At 67.9% G+C, this 18,168-nt stretch carries 14 protein-coding genes and 7 pseudogenes; 8 read left to right on the plus strand and 13 right to left on the minus strand.

All coding sequences use genetic code 11. The annotated features are described in order from the left end of the window. Nucleotides 1-370: 370 nt before the first annotated feature. A pseudogene (locus tag CCN51_RS28295) lies at nucleotides 371-1,326 on the minus strand (FAD-dependent oxidoreductase). 410 nt (nucleotides 1,327-1,736) lie between these two features. On the opposite strand from CCN51_RS28295, the gene CCN51_RS28300 reads away from it, so the two are divergent. Together CCN51_RS28300 and CCN51_RS28305 are read left to right on the plus strand one after the other, a co-directional pair. Next, a complete protein-coding gene (locus CCN51_RS28300) occupies nucleotides 1,737-2,528 on the plus strand; it encodes an IS5 family transposase (protein WP_238545234.1) in 792 nt (263 codons plus the stop codon). Nucleotides 2,529-2,696: 168 nt separating this feature from the next. Continuing rightward, nucleotides 2,697-3,843: pseudogene (locus CCN51_RS28305) on the plus strand (IS110 family RNA-guided transposase). Here the strand turns inward: CCN51_RS28305 and CCN51_RS28310 are convergent. From CCN51_RS28310 to CCN51_RS28340, 8 genes and pseudogenes are all read right to left on the minus strand, one after another. After that, nucleotides 3,798-4,382, minus strand: coding sequence for a GNAT family N-acetyltransferase (locus CCN51_RS28310; RefSeq protein ID WP_014172633.1), 585 nt, complete (start codon nucleotides 4,380-4,382; stop codon nucleotides 3,798-3,800). The pseudogene CCN51_RS28305 and the gene CCN51_RS28310 overlap by 46 nt on opposite strands. A 320-nt stretch (nucleotides 4,383-4,702) precedes the next feature. Beyond that, nucleotides 4,703-5,020: pseudogene (locus CCN51_RS28315) on the minus strand (transposase); the annotation flags it as partial. Nucleotides 5,021-5,081: 61 nt separating this feature from the next. Further along, nucleotides 5,082-5,624, minus strand: a complete 543-nt coding sequence (locus CCN51_RS28320; protein WP_014172634.1) for a hypothetical protein — start codon at nucleotides 5,622-5,624, stop codon at nucleotides 5,082-5,084. Between the two features lie 149 nt (nucleotides 5,625-5,773). Continuing rightward, nucleotides 5,774-6,187: pseudogene (locus CCN51_RS60140) on the minus strand (DUF6192 family protein); the annotation flags it as partial. 59 nt (nucleotides 6,188-6,246) lie between these two features. Next, the gene (locus CCN51_RS28325; protein ID WP_014172635.1) at nucleotides 6,247-6,492 is read right to left on the minus strand and encodes a hypothetical protein; all 246 of its coding nucleotides are present in this window, start codon (nucleotides 6,490-6,492) and stop codon (nucleotides 6,247-6,249) included. A gap of 202 nt (nucleotides 6,493-6,694) precedes the next feature. Beyond that, nucleotides 6,695-7,327 carry a cysteine hydrolase family protein gene (locus CCN51_RS28330; protein WP_014172636.1) on the minus strand — a complete coding sequence of 211 codons (633 nt, stop codon included), beginning with the start codon at nucleotides 7,325-7,327 and terminating at the stop codon, nucleotides 6,695-6,697. 368 nt (nucleotides 7,328-7,695) lie between these two features. Next, nucleotides 7,696-7,782 (minus strand): annotated as a pseudogene (locus CCN51_RS53565) (IS21-like element helper ATPase IstB); the annotation flags it as partial. A gap of 615 nt (nucleotides 7,783-8,397) precedes the next feature. After that, complete coding sequence (locus CCN51_RS28340; protein ID WP_014172639.1) at nucleotides 8,398-8,799, minus strand: RidA family protein; 402 nt, start codon at nucleotides 8,797-8,799, stop codon at nucleotides 8,398-8,400. Between the two features lie 103 nt (nucleotides 8,800-8,902). On the opposite strand from CCN51_RS28340, the gene CCN51_RS28345 reads away from it, so the two are divergent. From CCN51_RS28345 to gap, 3 genes are all read left to right on the plus strand, one after another. Further along, nucleotides 8,903-9,286 (plus strand): winged helix-turn-helix transcriptional regulator, encoded by a 384-nt coding sequence (locus CCN51_RS28345; protein WP_086860222.1) that lies wholly within the window; start codon nucleotides 8,903-8,905, stop codon nucleotides 9,284-9,286. A 238-nt stretch (nucleotides 9,287-9,524) separates the two neighbouring features. Continuing rightward, complete coding sequence (locus tag CCN51_RS28350; protein WP_014172641.1) at nucleotides 9,525-10,481, plus strand: GlxA family transcriptional regulator; 957 nt, start codon at nucleotides 9,525-9,527, stop codon at nucleotides 10,479-10,481. Nucleotides 10,482-10,591: 110 nt separating this feature from the next. Next, entirely contained in the window at nucleotides 10,592-11,590 is a 999-nt protein-coding gene (gene gap, locus CCN51_RS28355) for a type I glyceraldehyde-3-phosphate dehydrogenase (protein ID WP_014172642.1), read from the plus strand. 725 nt (nucleotides 11,591-12,315) lie between these two features. On the opposite strand, the gene CCN51_RS28365 is transcribed toward gap, so the two are convergent. After that, nucleotides 12,316-13,743 carry a hypothetical protein gene (locus CCN51_RS28365; protein ID WP_014172643.1) on the minus strand — a complete coding sequence of 476 codons (1,428 nt, stop codon included), beginning with the start codon at nucleotides 13,741-13,743 and terminating at the stop codon, nucleotides 12,316-12,318. Between the two features lie 49 nt (nucleotides 13,744-13,792). Further along, entirely contained in the window at nucleotides 13,793-14,275 is a 483-nt protein-coding gene (locus tag CCN51_RS28370) for a hypothetical protein (protein WP_106436498.1), read from the minus strand. A 104-nt stretch (nucleotides 14,276-14,379) separates the two neighbouring features. Between CCN51_RS28370 and CCN51_RS56555 the strand changes: the two are divergent. Then, nucleotides 14,380-14,553: pseudogene (locus CCN51_RS56555) on the plus strand (IS5/IS1182 family transposase); the annotation flags it as partial. A gap of 310 nt (nucleotides 14,554-14,863) precedes the next feature. Here CCN51_RS56555 and CCN51_RS57975 read toward each other — a convergent pair. Further along, on the minus strand, nucleotides 14,864-15,295 hold the full coding sequence (locus tag CCN51_RS57975; RefSeq protein ID WP_238545235.1) for a zinc-binding dehydrogenase: 432 nt from the start codon (nucleotides 15,293-15,295) through the stop codon (nucleotides 14,864-14,866). A 174-nt stretch (nucleotides 15,296-15,469) separates the two neighbouring features. Further along, complete coding sequence (locus CCN51_RS60145; RefSeq protein WP_014172647.1) at nucleotides 15,470-15,562, minus strand: hypothetical protein; 93 nt, start codon at nucleotides 15,560-15,562, stop codon at nucleotides 15,470-15,472. A gap of 9 nt (nucleotides 15,563-15,571) precedes the next feature. Between CCN51_RS60145 and CCN51_RS57980 the strand changes: the two are divergent. Then, nucleotides 15,572-15,907 (plus strand): annotated as a pseudogene (locus CCN51_RS57980) (integrase); the annotation flags it as partial. Nucleotides 15,908-16,404: 497 nt separating this feature from the next. Continuing rightward, the gene (locus CCN51_RS28385; RefSeq protein WP_078610255.1) at nucleotides 16,405-17,832 is read left to right on the plus strand and encodes a serine/threonine-protein kinase; all 1,428 of its coding nucleotides are present in this window, start codon (nucleotides 16,405-16,407) and stop codon (nucleotides 17,830-17,832) included. Nucleotides 17,833-18,168: the final 336 nt, after the last annotated feature.

The following is an 18,168-nucleotide window of genomic DNA, read 5'->3' on the forward strand; positions in this document are numbered from 1 at the left end:
TGCGCGGCGGCTAGGGCCGCCCGGCGGTCGCCCTTCCGCAACTGCTCGGCGAACACCGCGAACGCCGCCCGATGCGCTTGGTAGCCGCTGTCCACCCCCGACGAACCGTCCACCACTGCCCCTACCTTCGTGATCCTGGTTGTGTGCTGCGCAGAGCGTAGGCGACAGGTCCGACGGCGGGGTTGCGGCGGCGATCAGAGGTCATTCCCAAACCCCGAAACAGCAGGTCAAGCAGTGGCAGCCCGATAGGTGGGGCTCGTGAAAGCGTTCGTGGATCGGTCATGGGGACCGTTCCACGAAGGGAAGTCATGGAGCGGGTGAGGCACCTGAGAATGAGGTGACAGGCACAGTGGTGCCCTCGGCCGGCGGCTCACGAGGTCTGCTCACCTCCGGTGAACATGTTGATCAGGCCGTGGGGTGCGTCGTCTCCGTAGAACAACTCGTGGACGTAGGTGCCTCGGTGGCGGCCGCAGCGCTGCGGGGGAACATGGCCTGCTCGTATTCGGTGAGCGCGGTCTCGACGTCGTCGGGGTGTGCGGCGAGGGCCTTGCCGAGTTCGGCGGCGTCGTACATGGCCAGGTTGGCGCCCTCGCCGTTCGGGAGCGAGAGGTGGGCGGCGTCGTCCGCGAACCAGTCCCGTGGTCGGGCGAGCATCACGTAGGTGTGCAGGGTGCCGCCCTGCTCCCGGTGAGCCAGGAATCCCTTGCCCGGCGCGAGCGCGAACAGCGACCCGCCGCCGACCGCTTTCGCGCCAGCCGGGTGGTGGGTGTCGGCGTCGAACAGGTAGGTCTCGACGCCCGACATGCCGATGTACTCGGGGGTGGTGTCGGACAGCAGCGGCCGAACTCGGGACCACGCGCCGTCCGCACCGACCAGCAGGCCGGTGGTGGCGGTGGTGCCGTCGGCGAAGGTCACCTGGTGGCGGCCCTCGCCGACGGCACGGGTGCCGCTGACCTTGTGCCCCCACCGGACGGTGTTGGCCGGGAGCGAGTCGAGGAGCATCTGCCGCAGCTCGCCGCGCAGCACCTCGGGGCTGCCGCCCGTTCCGTCGTCGGCCTGGTCGAGCAGAATGCTCCCGGCCCGGTCGAGGACCCGCATCGCCTGGCGGCCCTCCAGGACGAGGCCGCGGAACTCGTCCGTCAGGCCGGCCGCCTGCAAAGCCGACGGTCCGCTGTCCTCGTGGATGTCGAGCATCCCGCCCTGCGTGCGCGCTGTCGCAGAGGCCTCCGCCTCGTAGACGGTGGCCGGGATGCCGTGAACGTGCAGAACGCGGGCGGGCGTGCGGCCGCCGAGTCCGGCACCGATGACTGTGACGTCAGTGGTCATGGTGGTTCCTTGCCGTCGCACGCCTGCCGGATGGACACCTGGCAGGATCTGTTTGAAAGGTTCCAGGCCCCGCCGAAAAACCACCGACAACGGGCAGACAGCCACCGGTATGTGACCGACACCGCGGCTTTCCGTCCGATCACCGCAGTTCAAAGTACTGACCAGCAAGGAAGGCTCAGCGCTTCATCGGCGTCGGTCGGCTCGACGTTCACCATCTACGGCTCCTGTTTGGTGGGGGCCAGCAGGGTGGCGTTCGCTCCAACCGGAAGAGGTCAATCAGGGCATGTGTCAAAAGTAGATCTTGGTCGTGAGATGATCTTCATTCGTGGCGCGTGGAGACCTGACGGACAAACAATGGGCGGCGCTGGAGCCGCTGTTGCCGAGGGTCAAGAAGCCCGGCCGGCCGCCGATTGGACCCGGCCGCAACTGATGGACGGGACGGCACCCGATTCCGGGTCCGCACCGGCGTTCCCTGGCGGGACGTGCCCGCCGAGTACGGGCCGTGGGGTCGGGTGTACGACCTGTTCCGTCGCCGACAGCGGGACGGAATGTGGCACCAGATCTTCATCGCCCTCCAGGCCCGGGCGGATACGAAGGACCTGATCACCTGGGCCATCAACGTCGACTCGACGATCGTACGGGCCCACCAGCACGCCGCTGGGGCACGCAAAGGGGGGCTTCAGAAGGAGCCGCCCGGCGGCTCGCCGCCGAGCCGGACAACCACGGGCTCGGACGCTCGGCTGACCACCAAGTTGCGCTTGGGCGTCGAGCAGGGGCAGAAACCCATGTCCATCGTGATCACCGCCGGGCAGCGTGGAGACTCCCCGCAGTTCGAGGTCGTCCTGGGCCGTATCAGGGTGCCCCGCCTGGGGTCGGGCAGGCCGTGCGCCCGGCCGAGGCGGGTGCACGCGGACAAGGCGTACGCCTTCCGGAAGAACTGCGCTTACCTGCGGCGGCGTGGGATCCGCTGCACCATCCCGGAAAGGGCCGACCAGGCCCGCAACCGCAAAAAGCGCGGCTCGCTCGGCGGCCGTCCGCCGAAGTTCCACCCCGAGGACTACAAGGCTCGGCACGCGGTCGAGTGCGGCATTAATCGGATCAAAAGGCACCGTGCCGTGGCCACGAGGTACGACTGTGAGGATGATCGGGTGCCGTCTCGGGCAGTGGTCTGGCCCGAGGTACGACTGGCCCTGATGCCCTGAGTTTGATCTGCCGACCACCGCTGGGGGCGGCACGTGCTGCCACCGGACCGGTGGGCGTGTCCCGACAGGGGCCTTCGCGACAGGCACCGTACCGTCACAGTCCTGACCGACACACCTGGCCCGGCGTCGGCCACCGGTGTTCCCGAAGCGCTCAGGAGACAGGCAACCGTGCCCAGCATGACCCAGTCCACCCGCCCCCGTCACCACACGCCCGAACCGCTCGAAGATGTCGTGCTCGGCGTGGATACCCACAAGGACATCCACGTGGCTGCAGTGATCACCACAACAACAGGAGCCCTGCTGGACACCCGCAGCTTTCCGACCACCGAGGACGGCTACCGACAGCTTGCCGGCCTGGGCATGCGCCTTCGGCCGCCTGCAGCGGGCCGGCGTGGAGTGCACCGGCTCCTACGGCGCGGCACTGACGCCCTACCTGCACCGCGAGGGAATCGCGGTTACCGAGGTCAACCAACCGGACAAGGCCACCCGGCGGCGACGCGGCAAGACCGACGCGATCGACGCCGCAGCTGCTGCCCAGGCGGTGCTCTCCGGACGTGCCACCGCCACCGCCAAGACCAGCGACGGTCCGGTGGAGGCCATCCGCATGTTCAAAATGGCCAAGGTTTCCGCGACGAAATCCCGTTCGCAGGCGATCAACCAACTCAAGGCCGTCCTGGTCGCCGCCGACCCCACCCTGCGCGAGGCACTGAGTGGCCCGAGCAATCCGAAACTCATCCGGAAGTACTCCGAGCTGGAGGCCGCCGCCGACACTTCCCCGGCAGCGGCTGCCCGCCACACACTTCGGCTGCCGGCCAGGCGCATCCAGCATCTCACCGAGGAGATCAACGACCTCACCACGCGGATTACCAGGGCAATCGCCGACTGCGCACCACGTCTCCTGGACCGCTACGACGTCGGTCCGGACACCGCTGCCGCCCTGCCGATAGCGGCCGGCGACAACCCGGACCGGATGGGCAGCGAGTCATCCTTCGCCGCACTCTGCGGTGTCAGCCCGGTCGAAGCGTCCTCGGGTAAGACCCAGCGACGCACGCTCAACCGAGGCGGCGACCGCCAGGCCAACTCCGCTCTCTACACCATCGTTCTGGCCCGCTTGCGCTGGGATGCCCGTACCCGCGACTACGTGGAGCGTCGTGTTGCCCAGGGCAAGACCCGCCGTGAAGCCATCCGCTGCCTCAAACGCTACGTCGCACCGAGTGCACTGCGGCGTCAGCATGTTGACATCCATAGGGGCATCAAACTCGCGGTCCGCTACGAGGCTACCGTCCTCGTAGCGGCCATCAATGAATGGCTGTGACCAGCGTCGTTGAGAGTGATCCAGTAGCGGCGCTTGACCCCGCTTTCGGTGCTGCGCACATCTTCGAGGACGCCGCCGTTGCTTTCGATGGTGCGCGCCGAGCCGACGTTGCCGTCGTCACAGGTGAGGAGGACCCGGTCCAGACCGAGCGCCGGCGCCTTGAGTAGAACCTCTCCCAGCGCCCACGAGGCCAGTCCGCGTCTCCTGGCGGAAGGCCGAACGCTGTAGCCGATGTGTCCGCCGCCTTCCAACAGAAAGGCGTTCAGATAGTGCCGAAGGTCGATGGCCCCGAGGTACGTCTCGCCGTCGACAATCCACCAGTGGGTAGCGTGGACGCGTCCTTCCCCGACAGGCAGCGACCGGTCCGATTGCTGTCGCAGTCGCTCGACCCATGAGGCGAACCCTTCCGGGCTGTCGAGCTCATCGTCACCAACCAGACGCAGGCCAGCCCCGTCCTGGTGAGCACCAGGCTGCCACTCGTCACGCGCCGTGAGCCACGAGGAATGCAGCCGTCCCGTGGGAGCGATCAGTTCAGCCATGCGAGGGACCATAACACCCGCGCCCCCTGTGTGATCAGGCGCTTTCTGCCAGATCGGGAGCCTGGCCCGTCGGATGGAGTGCAGGTGAGCCAGATCGAGGCGAGATCGCCTCATTTCGCCGCGATTGCTCAGCCACTGCCTTGATTCACTTTCGGCACACGCCCTGGCCTCAGCGTTTCGCTTCGTATGACTGGGCTGGTCTGCCGGTGCTGGGCCTTGGGTTTGGGGGCTCTTTTGCCGAGCCGGCATGCGTGGGGCCCGACGCGCGGGCCGGGTGCTCCAGGTTTCCTTGTCGTGGGCGGGCAGGGACGGCGTTGTTGTCAGGTAGCCGGGCGAGGCAGGGCCGCCAGGCGGGTGAATGCGCTGGTCAGCTCGTGTCGCCAGGACCAGGTCGCAGAGATGTGTAAGCGGAGGCGGTGTCCGCCGCGGGTGATGCGGGCGGCGGCGTGCAGGAGCCTGTAGCGGATCTTCTTCGGCTCGGCGGTGGCCAGTTCACCTTCCAGTAGCAGGGTGCGGGCCCAGGCGAGCAGGTCGATGGCGGCGAGTGCGAGTTCGAGCCATGCGGCGTTGACGTGGAAGTGGCGGGAGAGAAAGCGGCCGAAGCCGGTGGTCTTCTCGCTGCGGCTGCAGTCTTCGACGCCGCCCGCACTATCGCGTTCCCGCCCAAGATCCGGATGCCTCTCAAGCGAAACGGCGAGGCTAAGCCCGGGTGATCTCGAGCGGGGAGGATGCCGGAACCAGCAGGACTCCGGTCGGCAGCTCCCAGCGTGCCTTCGGGTCCGCGGCCCACTGCGGCTCGTCCGGCCAGCCGCTCAGGTAACGCCGTCCGAAATAGACCATCGCGAGCGGCTGTCCCAGATGGACCGGCGGATCCTCCTCCATGAAGGACAGATCGTCATCGTCGTCGGCGGTGACGAACCCGAGGTACGTGCCCGCGTACTCGGTGACGATGCCGATCAGCTTCGCCAGGGCGTCGGTGTTGCCCCGGTACTCGTCGAAGTCCTCGGCGAGCCGGCGCTCGTCGACGGCGATCTGCACCATCCAGCTGTCACCGAGGTGGACCGAGGCCGCGAACTCCGACGGGTCCGGCAGCCACACCTCCAGCGACGGCCCGAAGTCGGCGGGCGCCGTCCGGAAGCCCTGCCCCTCCAGGACCTCGGCGAGACACTGCTGGTCGGCTGGGGCAGACGCGTCACGATCGTCGTCGTAGGGCAGACCGATGAACCAGATCTTGTCGTCCATGGTGGCAGCCTGTCATGTGCGGGGCGGACATCAGCAGGGCGCCCCGTTGACCGTGCTGTGCTTCTTGTCGATGTCCCACAGCTCCTGCGGAACTTCGAAGAGCGCTGATTTGAAGACGAGTTCGAGTTCCGCATCCGGCCACCGAGTGCCACCGCGAGCGCGATATCGACAGAGACCAGGTCCAGGTACTCGATGGTGTGCTCAATCTTCCGCACAGCCGGAGTGCGTTCGCGGATCCGGTCCTGGACCTGCTCGGAGTTGTCGAACTGAGCCCAGTTGACCAGCAATCCTGGCGGTGTCATCCCGCATGGCCTCCCGCGCGACGGCCGGCCGCCGCACAGCAGCTCGGCGGTGGCCTGCCGGACGACGTTCTCGCCCCGGGTCAGCTCGCCCACAACCCGCAGCTTGTCCTGCGGGCTGACCTGGTCGGTCACCGTAGGCCGCCGCAGCAGATTGGCACTGTCCTGGGTCCAACGACGCTGACCGGTGCGCTGGTTGAACGGACGGTTATCAATCGCCGCTCGCCGTTCCTCCTCGTCGTTGATCGGGGCCAGGATCCGGTGAACCCCGAAGGCACGGCGCCCTTGCGCTTATCGATCGGCCACCTGGAGGCGGTCCACCGTCAGTCCTTCACCGTGGACGGGGCCACTTCAATGTCTTCGGCAAACAGCGCGAACGACTCCTCGACCGTGAACAGGTCCTCGGTGCCGTTCGGCATCGCCCCGCCCACTGGCCGCATCGGCTCGATCTCCAGGGTCTTGTCTCCCAGCGTGAACTGGGTCCGCGTGATCTGCGCGACCAACTGCCGGGCCGCGGCAACGATCTGCTCGTAACGCTCCCGCGTGACATTCCCGACGCGCTCCGGCACGGTTCCCACCACCTCACCCCGGCCGGGCACCGCCGCCGGGCAGCGGTCGGATAACCGGACGGCCCGACCAAGCTCGGGCCACCGTGATGCGAACGCGTCATTACGCGCAGGGCGCGAACCTGGGGCGGTCGAAGCACCCGGGCGCGAGCCCGCGAAACCCGTGCGCAACGGGAGTGTCTTGTGGTGCTGAAGTGGCGTTCCGCTACGGCGTTTCCCCAACGACGTCGACGAATTCGTCTGTCGTGAGGATGGCGTGGGCGTACAGGGGCGCGTTCAGCTCGAATGTCGCTGTCATCTCCTCCCAACTGAAGGAGGCGATGGCGTCGCGGATGAGGGTCACGTGGTAGCCCAGCTCCTGACCGAAGCGTGCGGTGGTGTCCACACAAGTGTTTGCCCGCATACCGATCAGCACGATCTTGCGGATGTGGTGCTGCTTGAGCATGAAGTCGAGGTCGGTGTTCGCGAAGCCGCTCGAAGCCCAGTGCTGGCGCATGACCAGTTCGTCCTCGCGAGGGTGGAGGTCGGGGTGCCACTCGGCCCCCCAGCTGCCCTCGGCGAAGGTCTGCTGGGTCACGATGCGCTGCTGGGTCGGGGACAAGTGGTCCCACGTGATGTAGTCGTTCGGCGTCGTCTGGTGGTGGGGCACGATGAAGACGCGAAACCCCTGGCTGCGGGCCGTGGCGAGCATGGTGCGCATGTGGTCGAGCAGGCCGACGCCTTCCGCCACTTCCTTCGCCCGGGGCCACAGCTTGCCGCCCTCGGAGAGGAAGTCGTTGTACGGGTCGACGAGCAGAAGAGCGGTTTCATCCGGGGAATACGGCGCTACAGAAGTCATGAACAGTTCCCATCTGGTCAGCGAACGGATCGATCGCTGCCGGGATGCGAGACGGAGTGGACGCCCAGGGCAGCCCCCAGCTCCTCTGGTGCAGGCCGCCGACTCGACCTTCAGTCTGTCACTCGTCCGGCCGAACGGCATCCGCGCCGGTGGACCCGGACGCGCCGGGATGGGTCCACCTGGACGGCAGGCGCATCCTCTCGTGTCTGGCACTCGCCGACCGGTGCGACGGGCGAGAGGTGACAACCATCAAGGGGGTGGGCGATGACGTGCGAGCCCGCCAGGTCTCCGAAGCGCTGCCCGAGGCGGAGGCGGACAGCCGATTATCTCGCCGGCGGCACCACGCAGCTCGACTTGATGAAGGACGGCGTGTGGCTGACGCGGTAGCCCTTCATCGCAGCCTCGGTGCCCAGCACGATGAGCATGTGGGACTTGCCGGTGCCGGAGTCGCCGACGGCCTGGATACGCCGTCGCCGCTGCGCAAGGAACACGCCTGGCCGCCCCTCCTCGCCCCGCACCTTCCTCTCCAGAATCCCCGTCCCACAGCGTCCTGGCGAGCCCGCCGACCGCACCCCCGGCTGCGCGCCCCGCGGAGGCGGCCGTCGCCCTGGCCGCATTCCTTCCCCCGACTGCCCGCCCCGACGGAGCGCACGCAGGCCGAGACCGCGGTGGCCCCCTGGCCGACACCGCCGAACACTTCACCCACGAGCTCGTCTCAGCCACCGAACCGGGGCTGATTCGCGACCCGGCCTGCGACCCCGCCGCCGCTTGGATCCTGCTGCCGGCCGGCGCCGTCGACCGCGCTCCACGAGACCGACCAGCCACGCCCGGACGCCGCGACCCCACGCCGCACCCGCGACCGGGCGGTGCTGCGCGCCTCGCCGGCATCCACATCGAAGACGCCGGCGTCCATGGCCGCCCCTAAGGCAAGCCCATCTTGGTTCCTGCTTCTGAACCTCGAAGAGGCAGGTCAAACCACAGCTGCCCAAAGAGCGAGGCTGCTCGCAGAGCGGTCGCCGTGACCATTCCGCGAGATGCCGGCCAAGACGGGCCACGCACTGCGGCCAAGCTCAGGCGGGCAGCTTCGTGTCGATGACGAAGCTGATCTCGATGACCTGGCCGGGGAAGGTCAGTTCGGTGACGCCGAAGACCGTGCTGGCCGGACGGTGGTGGCCGAAGTACGCCAGGTTGCCCTCTGCCGTCGCCGCGGCATTCTGGCGCAGGTTCACCACGTACAAGGTCTGCGAGACGACCTGGTTCCGGGTGACGCCGTAGTGGTCCAGGACCTTGTCCAGGTTGACGTAGGTCTGCTTGAGCTGGGCGTCGAAATCGTCCGCGTAGAGGAACTCGCCCGCCTCGTCGAGTGAGAGCTGTCCGGAGACGTGGATCAGATCCCCGGACTTGATCGCCTGCGAGTAGCCGAAGTCACTCTCGGCAGGCACATTGTGGTTGAAGACATCGATGGTGGCCAACGGTGCTCGCCCTTCTGTCTACTATCTCTTGTGGTTACTCAGGAACTGTAAGAGAGTGATAGCGGACCTGGAAGAACGCACTTTTCGGTGACTGAGGAACCTTATGGTGACCAAGCAGCTACTCAGGGGCCTGCCCGAGAATGCAGACCTGAGGCGCGCGGATTCCCTGGCGCGGGAGATCTTCTCGGACGTCGCCAACAAGTGGGCGCTCCTGATCATCGAGATGCTCGGTGAGCGCACCCTGCGCTTCAGCGAGCTGCGGGACGAGGTGGAGGGCATCAGCCACAAGATGCTCACCCAGAACCTGCGCATGCTGGAGCACAACGGCTTGGTCGAGCGGACGGTGTACCCCACCGTGCCGCCGCGGGTCGAGTACACCCTCACCGAACCGGGCCGCGCACTGCGCACCACGGTCGACGCCATATGCGGCTGGACCCACCAATACCTCGGTCACATCGAGGACGCACGCCGTCGCTTCGGCGACTGACGGCCGCACAGCGCCACGCCCCCGTTGTGCGGCGGCGCTGGGCACGCCGGTCGACCGATCGGAGCCGACCCCTCCTGCTGCAGACCGCCGTGCCGGGACAGCGACCAGGGGGCATGCAGTGGGGGTTCGCCCACCCTCGTGGTGGATCAGGACAGGTCGAGCGGGCCGTGAGCCACGTACCGCGGACCACCACTGTCAGTGAGGACGAGCGGCCCGGCCGGCTCGTACCCTGTTTCCCGTGCCGTCCTCCCGCCTGCGCCGAGTCGCCGTCCTCGTACTCGAGGGTGCGAAGCCGCTCGATGTCGGCATCCCCGCACAGGTGTTCACGACCCGTGCCAGCATGCCGTACGAGGTGCGGGTGTGCGGCGCGGCGCCCGGGCTCGTGACCGGCGGCGACGGCCTGGCCTACCACGTCACCCACGGTCTCGACGCGCTTGGGTGGGCCGACATTGTCTTCGTCCCCGGCTATCGGTTCCCGGACCGCGACGACCCGCCACGGGCCGTCGTCGACGCGCTGATCGCCGCACACGACCGAGGTGCACGGCTTGCCGCCATCTCGACGGGCGCCTTCGCGCTCGCCGCCACGGGCCGGCTCGACGGCAAGCGCGCCACGACGCACTGGCACTACACGCGGGCGCTTGCACAGAAGCATCCGCTCATCCGGGTCGACGAAAACGTCCTGTTCGTCGACGAGGGCAGCGTGCTGACATCGGCCGGCGCCGCCTCGGGCATCGACCTGTGCCTGCACATCCTGCGCGGCGACCTCGGGGTGGCCGCGTCGAACCACGCGGCCCGGCGCCTGGTCGCGGCCCCCTACCGCAGCGGCGGCCAGGCGCAGTACGTGCCGCGCAGCGTGCCCGAGCCGCTCGGTGAACGGTTCGCCGCCACCCGCGAATGGGCCCTGCACCGGCTCGACGAACCCCTCAGCCTCGAATCCCTCGCCCAGCATGCGGCGGTCTCACCGCGCACGTTCTCGCGGCGCTTCGTCGAGGACACCGGGTACACGCCGATGCAGTGGGTCATGCGCGCCCGCATCGACCTGGCCCGTGAACTGCTCGAGCGTTCAAAACGCAGTGTCGAGCAGATCGCGAACGACGTCGGTCTCGGCACCGGCGCAAATCTGCGGATGCACTTCCAGCACATCCTCGGCACCACCCCCAGCGAGTATCGACGTACCTTCACCCGGGGCGAGTAGCCCGCCGCCCGGCGTCTGGCGCGATCCTTGCGAACCATGGCGCTCACGCCACGGCCATGGCCGGATCACGCACGCGAAACTGGTGACGAACCGAAGGGACACCACGACACATGACTCGCATCGCCATCAACGGATTCGGCCGCATCGGACGCAACGTGCTGCGCGCCCTGCTGGAACGCGGCAGCGACTTGGAGATCGTCGCCGTCAACGACCTCACCGAGCCCGTCACCCTCGCCCGGCTCCTCGCCTACGACACCACAGCCGGACGGCTCGGCCGTCCGGTGACCGCCGACGGGGACGCCCTTGTCGTCGACGGCCGACGCATCACGGTGCTCGCCGAGCGGGAGCCGGCGCGGCTGCCGTGGGGCGAGCTCGGCGTCGACATCGTGCTGGAGGCGACAGGCCGCTTCACCTCCGCCAAGGCCGCCCGCGCCCACCTGGACGCGGGAGCGAAGAAGGTGCTGGTCAGCGCGCCGTCGGACGGCGCCGACGTGACGCTCGCGTACGGGGTCAACACCGACGCGTACGACCCGGACGTGCACACGATCGTCTCGAACGCCTCGTGCACGACCAACGCGCTTGCGCCGCTGGCCGCGGTGCTCGACGAACTCGCCGACATCGAGCACGGCTTCATGACCACGGTGCACGCCTACACGCAGGAGCAGAACCTGCAGGACGGTCCGCACCGCGACGCCCGCCGCGCCCGTGCCGCCGCCGTCAACATCGTGCCGACCACGACGGGCGCCGCCAAGGCGATCGGCCTCGTGCTGCCGAACCTCGACGGCAAGCTGTCGGGCGATTCGATCCGCGTGCCGGTTCCGGTCGGCTCGATCGTCGAACTCAACAGCACCGTGGCCCGCGACGTGACCCGCGACGACGTGCTGGCCGCGTACCGCGCCGCCGCACAGGGCCCGCTCGCCGGCGTCCTCGAGTACTCCGACGACCCGCTCGTATCGTCCGATATCGTCGGCAACCCGGCCTCGGCGATCTTCGATGCGGCCCTCACCCGCGTCGACGGCCGCCACGTCAAGGTGGTCGCCTGGTACGACAACGAATGGGGTTTCTCCAACCGCGTGATCGACACCCTGGAACTCCTCGCCACACGCTGACCGGATCGAGTGACTTCTCGACCGGAGCGGTGCCGGTGGGAGTGTCCGCAGGGAAGTAGAGCCGGGTGACCGTAGGGCCAGCCCTTCACCCGCGCCGCGGAGGCGATTGATCGGGTGTGCGTTGAAGACGAGCCGGTAGTTCGTCACGTGCAGTCGCCCGCCGATCGCCTCCATGCCTTGCATGCGGATCGTCCGCATCAACTGGTCGTGGGGGTAGCGTTTCAGCCCGGCTGCGGCCACCCTCACGACGGTATGCGCGTTCTTGGTGACGTGCGGCAATCTCGCCAGGTAGAAGGCCGTTCGAGCTCAATGCCATGGCCCCCACCCCTGGTCAGCGCGGCACGGCGCATGGGGCACCAGTCCGGCCCTCGGCCCTTGTCCTGCCCTGGAACCGGGATCCAAAACAGCTACGAGGATGCCCGGCTCTTGGGGACGGGCATGATCAGCATCGGCCGACAGGGGGTGCTGTCCAGCGTTCTTGCCGGTCTTGATGGTCCGCTTCTTCGCGATCTCGGGGACGGGGACGCCGCGGTCCTTCAGCGCGGGCCAGCAGGAGGGAGTCGTCGTCGATGGCCTTCGGCCGTCCGCCGTGGTTGCCCTTCGCAGACGGTGAGTGACACGGCGACGGTGCCCATGCGTTGAGCCGGTTCTCCGGAACGTTTCCCGCAGAAAACCTGGCTGCTCAGCGAGCGGCGTTCTCCCGACCGGGATCCGTACGCCCCGCCCTAGCGCCACGGCTCGTCGGGTTTCGGGAGCGGGCCGTTGTTCGGTGTGGATCCACCCAGGTCGTAGTGTTTGACCGAACTGGACCCCGACACGCTGAACTCCTGGGCGAGACCTGTCGTGTGCAGCCGCGACGGCTGTCCGTCCGGGATGTGGATCTTGCCGATGTCCACGCCCTTGCCCTTGTCCCAGTTGTAGCGGTCCCAGGCGTTGGTCTGGTAGTCGAGGCCGACCTTGGGCTTGCCGCTGGCGTCCGGCTCCACTGTGACCACGCCAGTCACGTTCGAGCCGGTGGATCCGACGGCGAAGAACCAGTTGGGGTTCTTCTCCCGGTCGAAGGTGTAGCCCCTGTTCCCGGTCTGCACCGGGATGGCGACCGGCCTGCCGCCGTTCCTCCAGAACTCCGCGAGCGCCTTCTTGCGCCACTCGTTCTGGTTGTCCCTGATCTGTTTTTCGATGTGGGCCTGGAACCCTTTGTCGTCGGACAGCATCTTGTCGACAGGCAGGAACATGGGGCTGCCGGAGTTGCTGAGGTAGTGCGCCATGTGGCGGCCCGCGTCGGTCATGCCCAACGCGTCGGCCCTCTCGGCCAGCAGCTGCATCTTCGCCCCGGTCATCACCTCCGTCATGCCGGGAGTCTCCGCACCGTGCGGACCCGAACCGGCGTCCGGGGAGAGTCGCTTGATCGTGGTTTCCAGCAGACCCGCCGCCAGCAGGTCCTTCTTGTGCTCCTTCCACAGCTGAGCACGCGCCTCCGGACTCAGCGACTGCCACAGGCGACCCAGTTCGGCGCGCTGCCTCGGGTTCGCGTCGCCGCCGAGCGCGGCCAGCTTCACGGCTCGCGGCAACTGGTCCTCGTCCAGCGAGGTGTACTTGGCGTGGCCGGGGTTCAAGGGTTCGCCACCGTGGCTGTTCTTCAGGGCGCGAGAGACGGCGGCGTCGATCTCCGAGGCGTGGGCGACCAGCCCGGTGAGGGTGTCCGCGTACCACTGCTCCAGGTCCTTGCTCCGCTGCGAATAGAGCGGGAATTTCTTGGAGCACAGCGCGCGCACGGTCACCGTGCCGTTGCCGTTGTCCGACACGGACATGCCGGGGTCCACTTTGCCGCCCTTGCGCGCCTCCTCGTCGAGCTGCTTCGCCCGCTTCTGGACCGCCGACAGCTCGGTGTGGGCGTCCTGGAGCACGTTGTGGATGGACTCGGCCTCCAGGTGCAGATCGCCGAACTCCTTTGCCGTGCTGCGTACGAACTCCCGGGTGACGGTGGCGTTCACCCCCTCCCACCGTGCCGCCTCGGATTTCGCCACCAGTCCCCTGGAGACCTCGGTCTTGAGCTTCGCCAGGTTGCCGACCATGGTCTTCCAGTCGGTGACCGCGGTGCCCAGCTTGCCGAGGTCCATCGTGAGGAGGTTGGTGTATGTGAAGGTCGCCACCCTCGCTCGCCCCCCGTCTGTTTCACGTACTTGCTATTTGACGTACTTGCTACTTCACGTACTGGGAGATCTCCGAGACCGAGACCGCTGCGCCGTCGCGATGGCGCAGCGATGCCGCGAGGTACTCGTCGTCCTTCGTATGTGCCTTCTTCGAGTAGTCCAGGTGGTTCGAGATGTGGGCACACATTTGGAGGACCGTCTTGACCTGCGTGTCCCAGACCGAGACCGTGGTCGAGAGCTCGTTCCCCATGGTCATGTTCTGCGCGGACAGCTCCCTGGCGGCCTGCAGAGTGGAACCCGACCCGCTCTTGTCCATGCCGGCGCCCTCGATGTCGGCCTTCTTCCGCAGCACATCGTGCAGCTCGTACGCCTCGTGGCCGACGGCTCCCAGGTCGTCCTGATGGACGACCAGGTCGTGGTTGGCTCCGCCACCCGGGCCGGGGCCGGGCAGGGCCTGGTTGAGCCGCATCCCGGCCGACTGCCGCTCCTTGGCCGCGGAGACAAGCTCCGCCCACTCCTGGTCGAACGTCACCTTCACCACCATCCCCCGGATATCGCTTTCGGTGGTCTGATGTGCATCCTGCCTCGAAGTGGCGCGAAAGTCCTTTGCATGGAGTGCCAACTCCTTGACTGTGAGCGCAACGTCGGCTCGGCCCGCAAAGGGAGGCGAACACACAGGTCCGAGCCCCGTGGCTTTCCGGATACCGCAGGCTCAGCCCGCGCTACGAGCGTCATCCCCGCAACTACCTGGCCCCTCTCGGACTCGCCGCAGCCATGTGCTGCTACAAACGCCTCGTCCGCCTCACCACACAGGACAGGGTCTTGGTAGTGGCAACGTGTCTCCGGCATGCCCCTTTCGGCCACCTCGCGCACCCTGAGCCTCGGTCCACCGGTCGGACGTCCAGCATTCCCGATGTGTCAATGACCTGACGGATCGCCCGGCCCGAGGCCAGCTCCTCCATCGCCGTGCTGATGCCGGTCAGCGGCAGGATGCCGGTGTGCATCCGCTCCACCGGCATCTGGCCCGCCCGCCACAGGTCCAGGAACCGGGGAATGTCGCGGCACGGTACCGCGTCGCCCATGTACTAGCCCGGCAGGGACTTTGCCTCGCCCGCGAACGTCAGCGCCGGGACCTGCAGACCCGGTCGAGGGCGGGCAGGCCCACCGAGACGGCCGTGCCGCCCCGGGCCACGGCCGTCAGGCATACGGCCATCACCTTCGGGCTGCCCACTGCCTCGACCGCCAGCTCGGCACCACCGGAAGTGAGGTCATGAATCGCCTCGACCGCCTCGCCGGGGGTGTACGCGTGGGTCGCGCCCAGCTGGAGGGCCCGCTCGCGCTTCTCCGGTACCGGGTCGACCGCGATGACCGGGTACGCGCCTGCCGCGCGGGCACCCAGCACCGCGGCCAGGCCCACGCCGCCCAGGCCGTGGGCCACCGTCGACTGGCCGGGGCGCAGGGACGCCGTGTTGATGACGGCTCCGTCGCCGGTCAGGACCGCGCAGCCGAACGTCGACGCCACCGTGAACGGGATGTCCTGCGGTATCGGCACCACCGGCTCCTGGGCCAGCACCGCGCGTTCGGAGAACGCGGAGACACACAACTGGTGGTGGACCGGGTTGCCGGAGGTGTCGGTCAGCAGGGACGGGCCGTGCAGCAGCGCTCCCGATCCGTTCGCCGCGGCGGCCTGTGCACACAGGGCGGGCCGGCCGGCCGCGCAGTCGGCTCAGAAGCCGCTGCTGGGCACGTAGAACAGGGCCACGTGGTCACCGGGACGGACCCGGGCGACGCCCGGTCCGGTCTCCTGCACGACACCCACCGCCTCGTGCCCCAGCGTCCTGGAAGACCTCGCACTGCCCGGCCTGTTCGGGCCCTGGTGCTGCCTCTGGCAGGGTGGTGCGCCGACATCTTGCGTTCCCAGGCCGATGCCCTGCCGGCCTGCGACTTCATGGACCTTGAGGACGCGGGCTGCTTGGCGCGGTTCCTGATCCGGGACCGGGATGGGAAGTTCCCCGCCCTTTTCGATGCCGTCTTTACCGATGCGGGGATTTACTTTGTTCTCAGCGATGTTCGGATCCCGAGAATGAACTCGGCCATGGAGCGGTGGGTGCAGACTTGCCGACGCGAACTGCTGGACCGGACTCTGATCTGGAACCAGCGGCACGACGCGATCGCCTCCGCGGCATCCTCCACGAGTACCGACATGCCGCATTACGCGGACGGATGAGAGCGGATGAGATTTTCGGCAAGCACAGCCGTTACCCCCACTCACTTGGCACACTATCTATTCTTGCGAATCCCGCGGGGGGGGGCTGTCGCGGCGGGTGGCAGGTGCCGTGCGCGAACGGAGAGCACGGCACGATCAGCCCATGAGAGCTGCGGCCACTGTACCTGCCGGCGCCCCACAGCGACCTCATGGTAGAGCAGTCACAGACCCACGATCACTGATCATGCCCATACTTGGGCGATCACAAAGCCCAGGTCAACCACCGTACGGCAATAAAGACACCTTTCAGGGCTATTCGTGGGTGGATTGAGGTGCGGTGGTGGTAGCTGTCTGGTCTCCTGTCGCGGGCCGCAGCCGTGCAACTCGCGCCGACTGTAGGCTGATTGACGCAGACGCGTCATAGTGAATTCGTCGCATATTCGAGGGGTGCGGGGATGAGGGCATTGGGGTCGCTGGGCGCGGACGACCCGGCCGAGGTGGGGGCGTACCGGTTGCTGGGGGTGCTCGGGCACGGCGGTATGGGGCGGGTGTATTTGGGGCGGAGCCAGGGTGGGCGGCTCGTTGCCGTGAAGGTGGTGCACCGGCATCTGGCGGCGGATGAGCGGTTCCGGGCGCGATTCGCGAGCGAGGTGGCGGCGGCGCGGCTGGTGAGCGGGGAACAGAACCACAACCGCACCGCCCCCGTGCTCACCGCCGATCCGGAGGCCGAGGTGCCGTGGGTGGCGACCGGCTACGTGGCGGGCAGCGACCTGGCGCACATGGTGGAGGAGCATGGCCCACTGCCCGAGCGCACCGTACGTGCGCTGGGTATCGGGCTGGCCGAGGCGCTGGGCGCCGTACATGCACAAGGGCTGGTGCATCGGGATGTCAAGCCGTCCAATGTGCTGCTCGCGCTCGACGGCCCGCACTTGATCGACTTCGGCATCGCCCGCGCCGCCGAGGCGGCCACCCGGCTCACCTCGACCGGCGTGGCTGTCGGCTCGCCTGGCTTCATGGCTCCCGAGCAGGTCACCGGCGAGGCAGCCGTCGGCCCTGCCACGGACGTTTTCTCACTCGGAACCGTGCTCGCCTACGCGGCCAGCGGCCAGCAGCCATTTCCTGGTGAGAGTGCCGCCCAACTCCTCTACCGGGTCGCTCACGCCGAGCCGCGGCTTGACGGTGTTGCACCGGATGCCGTGAAGGAGCTGGTCTCCGCCTGTCTCGCCAAGGATCCTGCCGCCCGTCCGACACTGCCGGAAGTCGTGCGGGCCTTGGCCGGCGAGCAGGATGCGGGCGCATCACTGGATTCCTCCCGCTGGCTGCCCACGGCTGTCGCCGACGACATCGGTCGCCGGGCTGTCGAACTGCTCCAGCTGGAGTCCGGACCGGCGGACCCCGGGCTGCCCGCGCGGCCCCACTCGCCCACCCTCGTGGACTCCGCACCGGCCTCCGGCCCGAACGCCGCGACAGTGACGGTGACCGCCCAGCCGAAGCCGGAGACCACGGCCAAGCCTGAGTTGGCGAACAAGCCGGAACCCCCGGATGCCCAGGCGAAGAAGCAAGGCCCGTGGCTGGCCGTGGGAGCCTCTGCGCTGCTCGCTGTATTGATCTTCGGTGTCTGGAACGCCTTCCAGGACGACGACAAAACCGCTGCCCTCCCCAACAGCTTCGTCGGCCATTGGAGCGACTCGGCGAACGGCTACGGCAACCAGCTCGAGCTCAACGCGGGCCGAGTCGGCGAAGAGGTGGGTAGGCTCACCGCCGATGTCGACGCCTGCCGCCGCTCATCGAGGCGCGTATGGGCGCTACTGCCGGCAGCGCGGATGCGAAGGCCCGCGCGGTGGTCACGACGGCGTTCGCCTTTCTGGATGCCGCATCGATGACGTGGGTCGACAACGACGGCAAGGGCGACATCATGGACCTGTACGACGAGTGCCTGGCTGCCGTGCGTGGCTGACCCGCGGCGACCAGCCGGCCCCAAAACTGTGGGCCGACAGCGCCGAATTCATCGGCCTGACCCACATCACCAGTAACGCTGAGACCGGTCAGGACCACCCCGAAACCGTTTCCGGTCACAGTTGGCCGCGCGCCCGTACGCGCTGCTGCGCGACGCGATGCGACTGAGCGCTTCAGTTGACGGGTTTCGCCGGACAGTGCGCTCAGCACGTGTCCGGGCGCCCCGCCGGCAACTCGTTGGCATCACATAATCCTGAACGCGT

It is taken from the genome of Streptomyces milbemycinicus, from assembly GCF_002154605.1.
In the GTDB taxonomy this organism is placed as follows: Bacteria; Actinomycetota; Actinomycetes; order Streptomycetales; family Streptomycetaceae; genus Streptomyces; species Streptomyces milbemycinicus.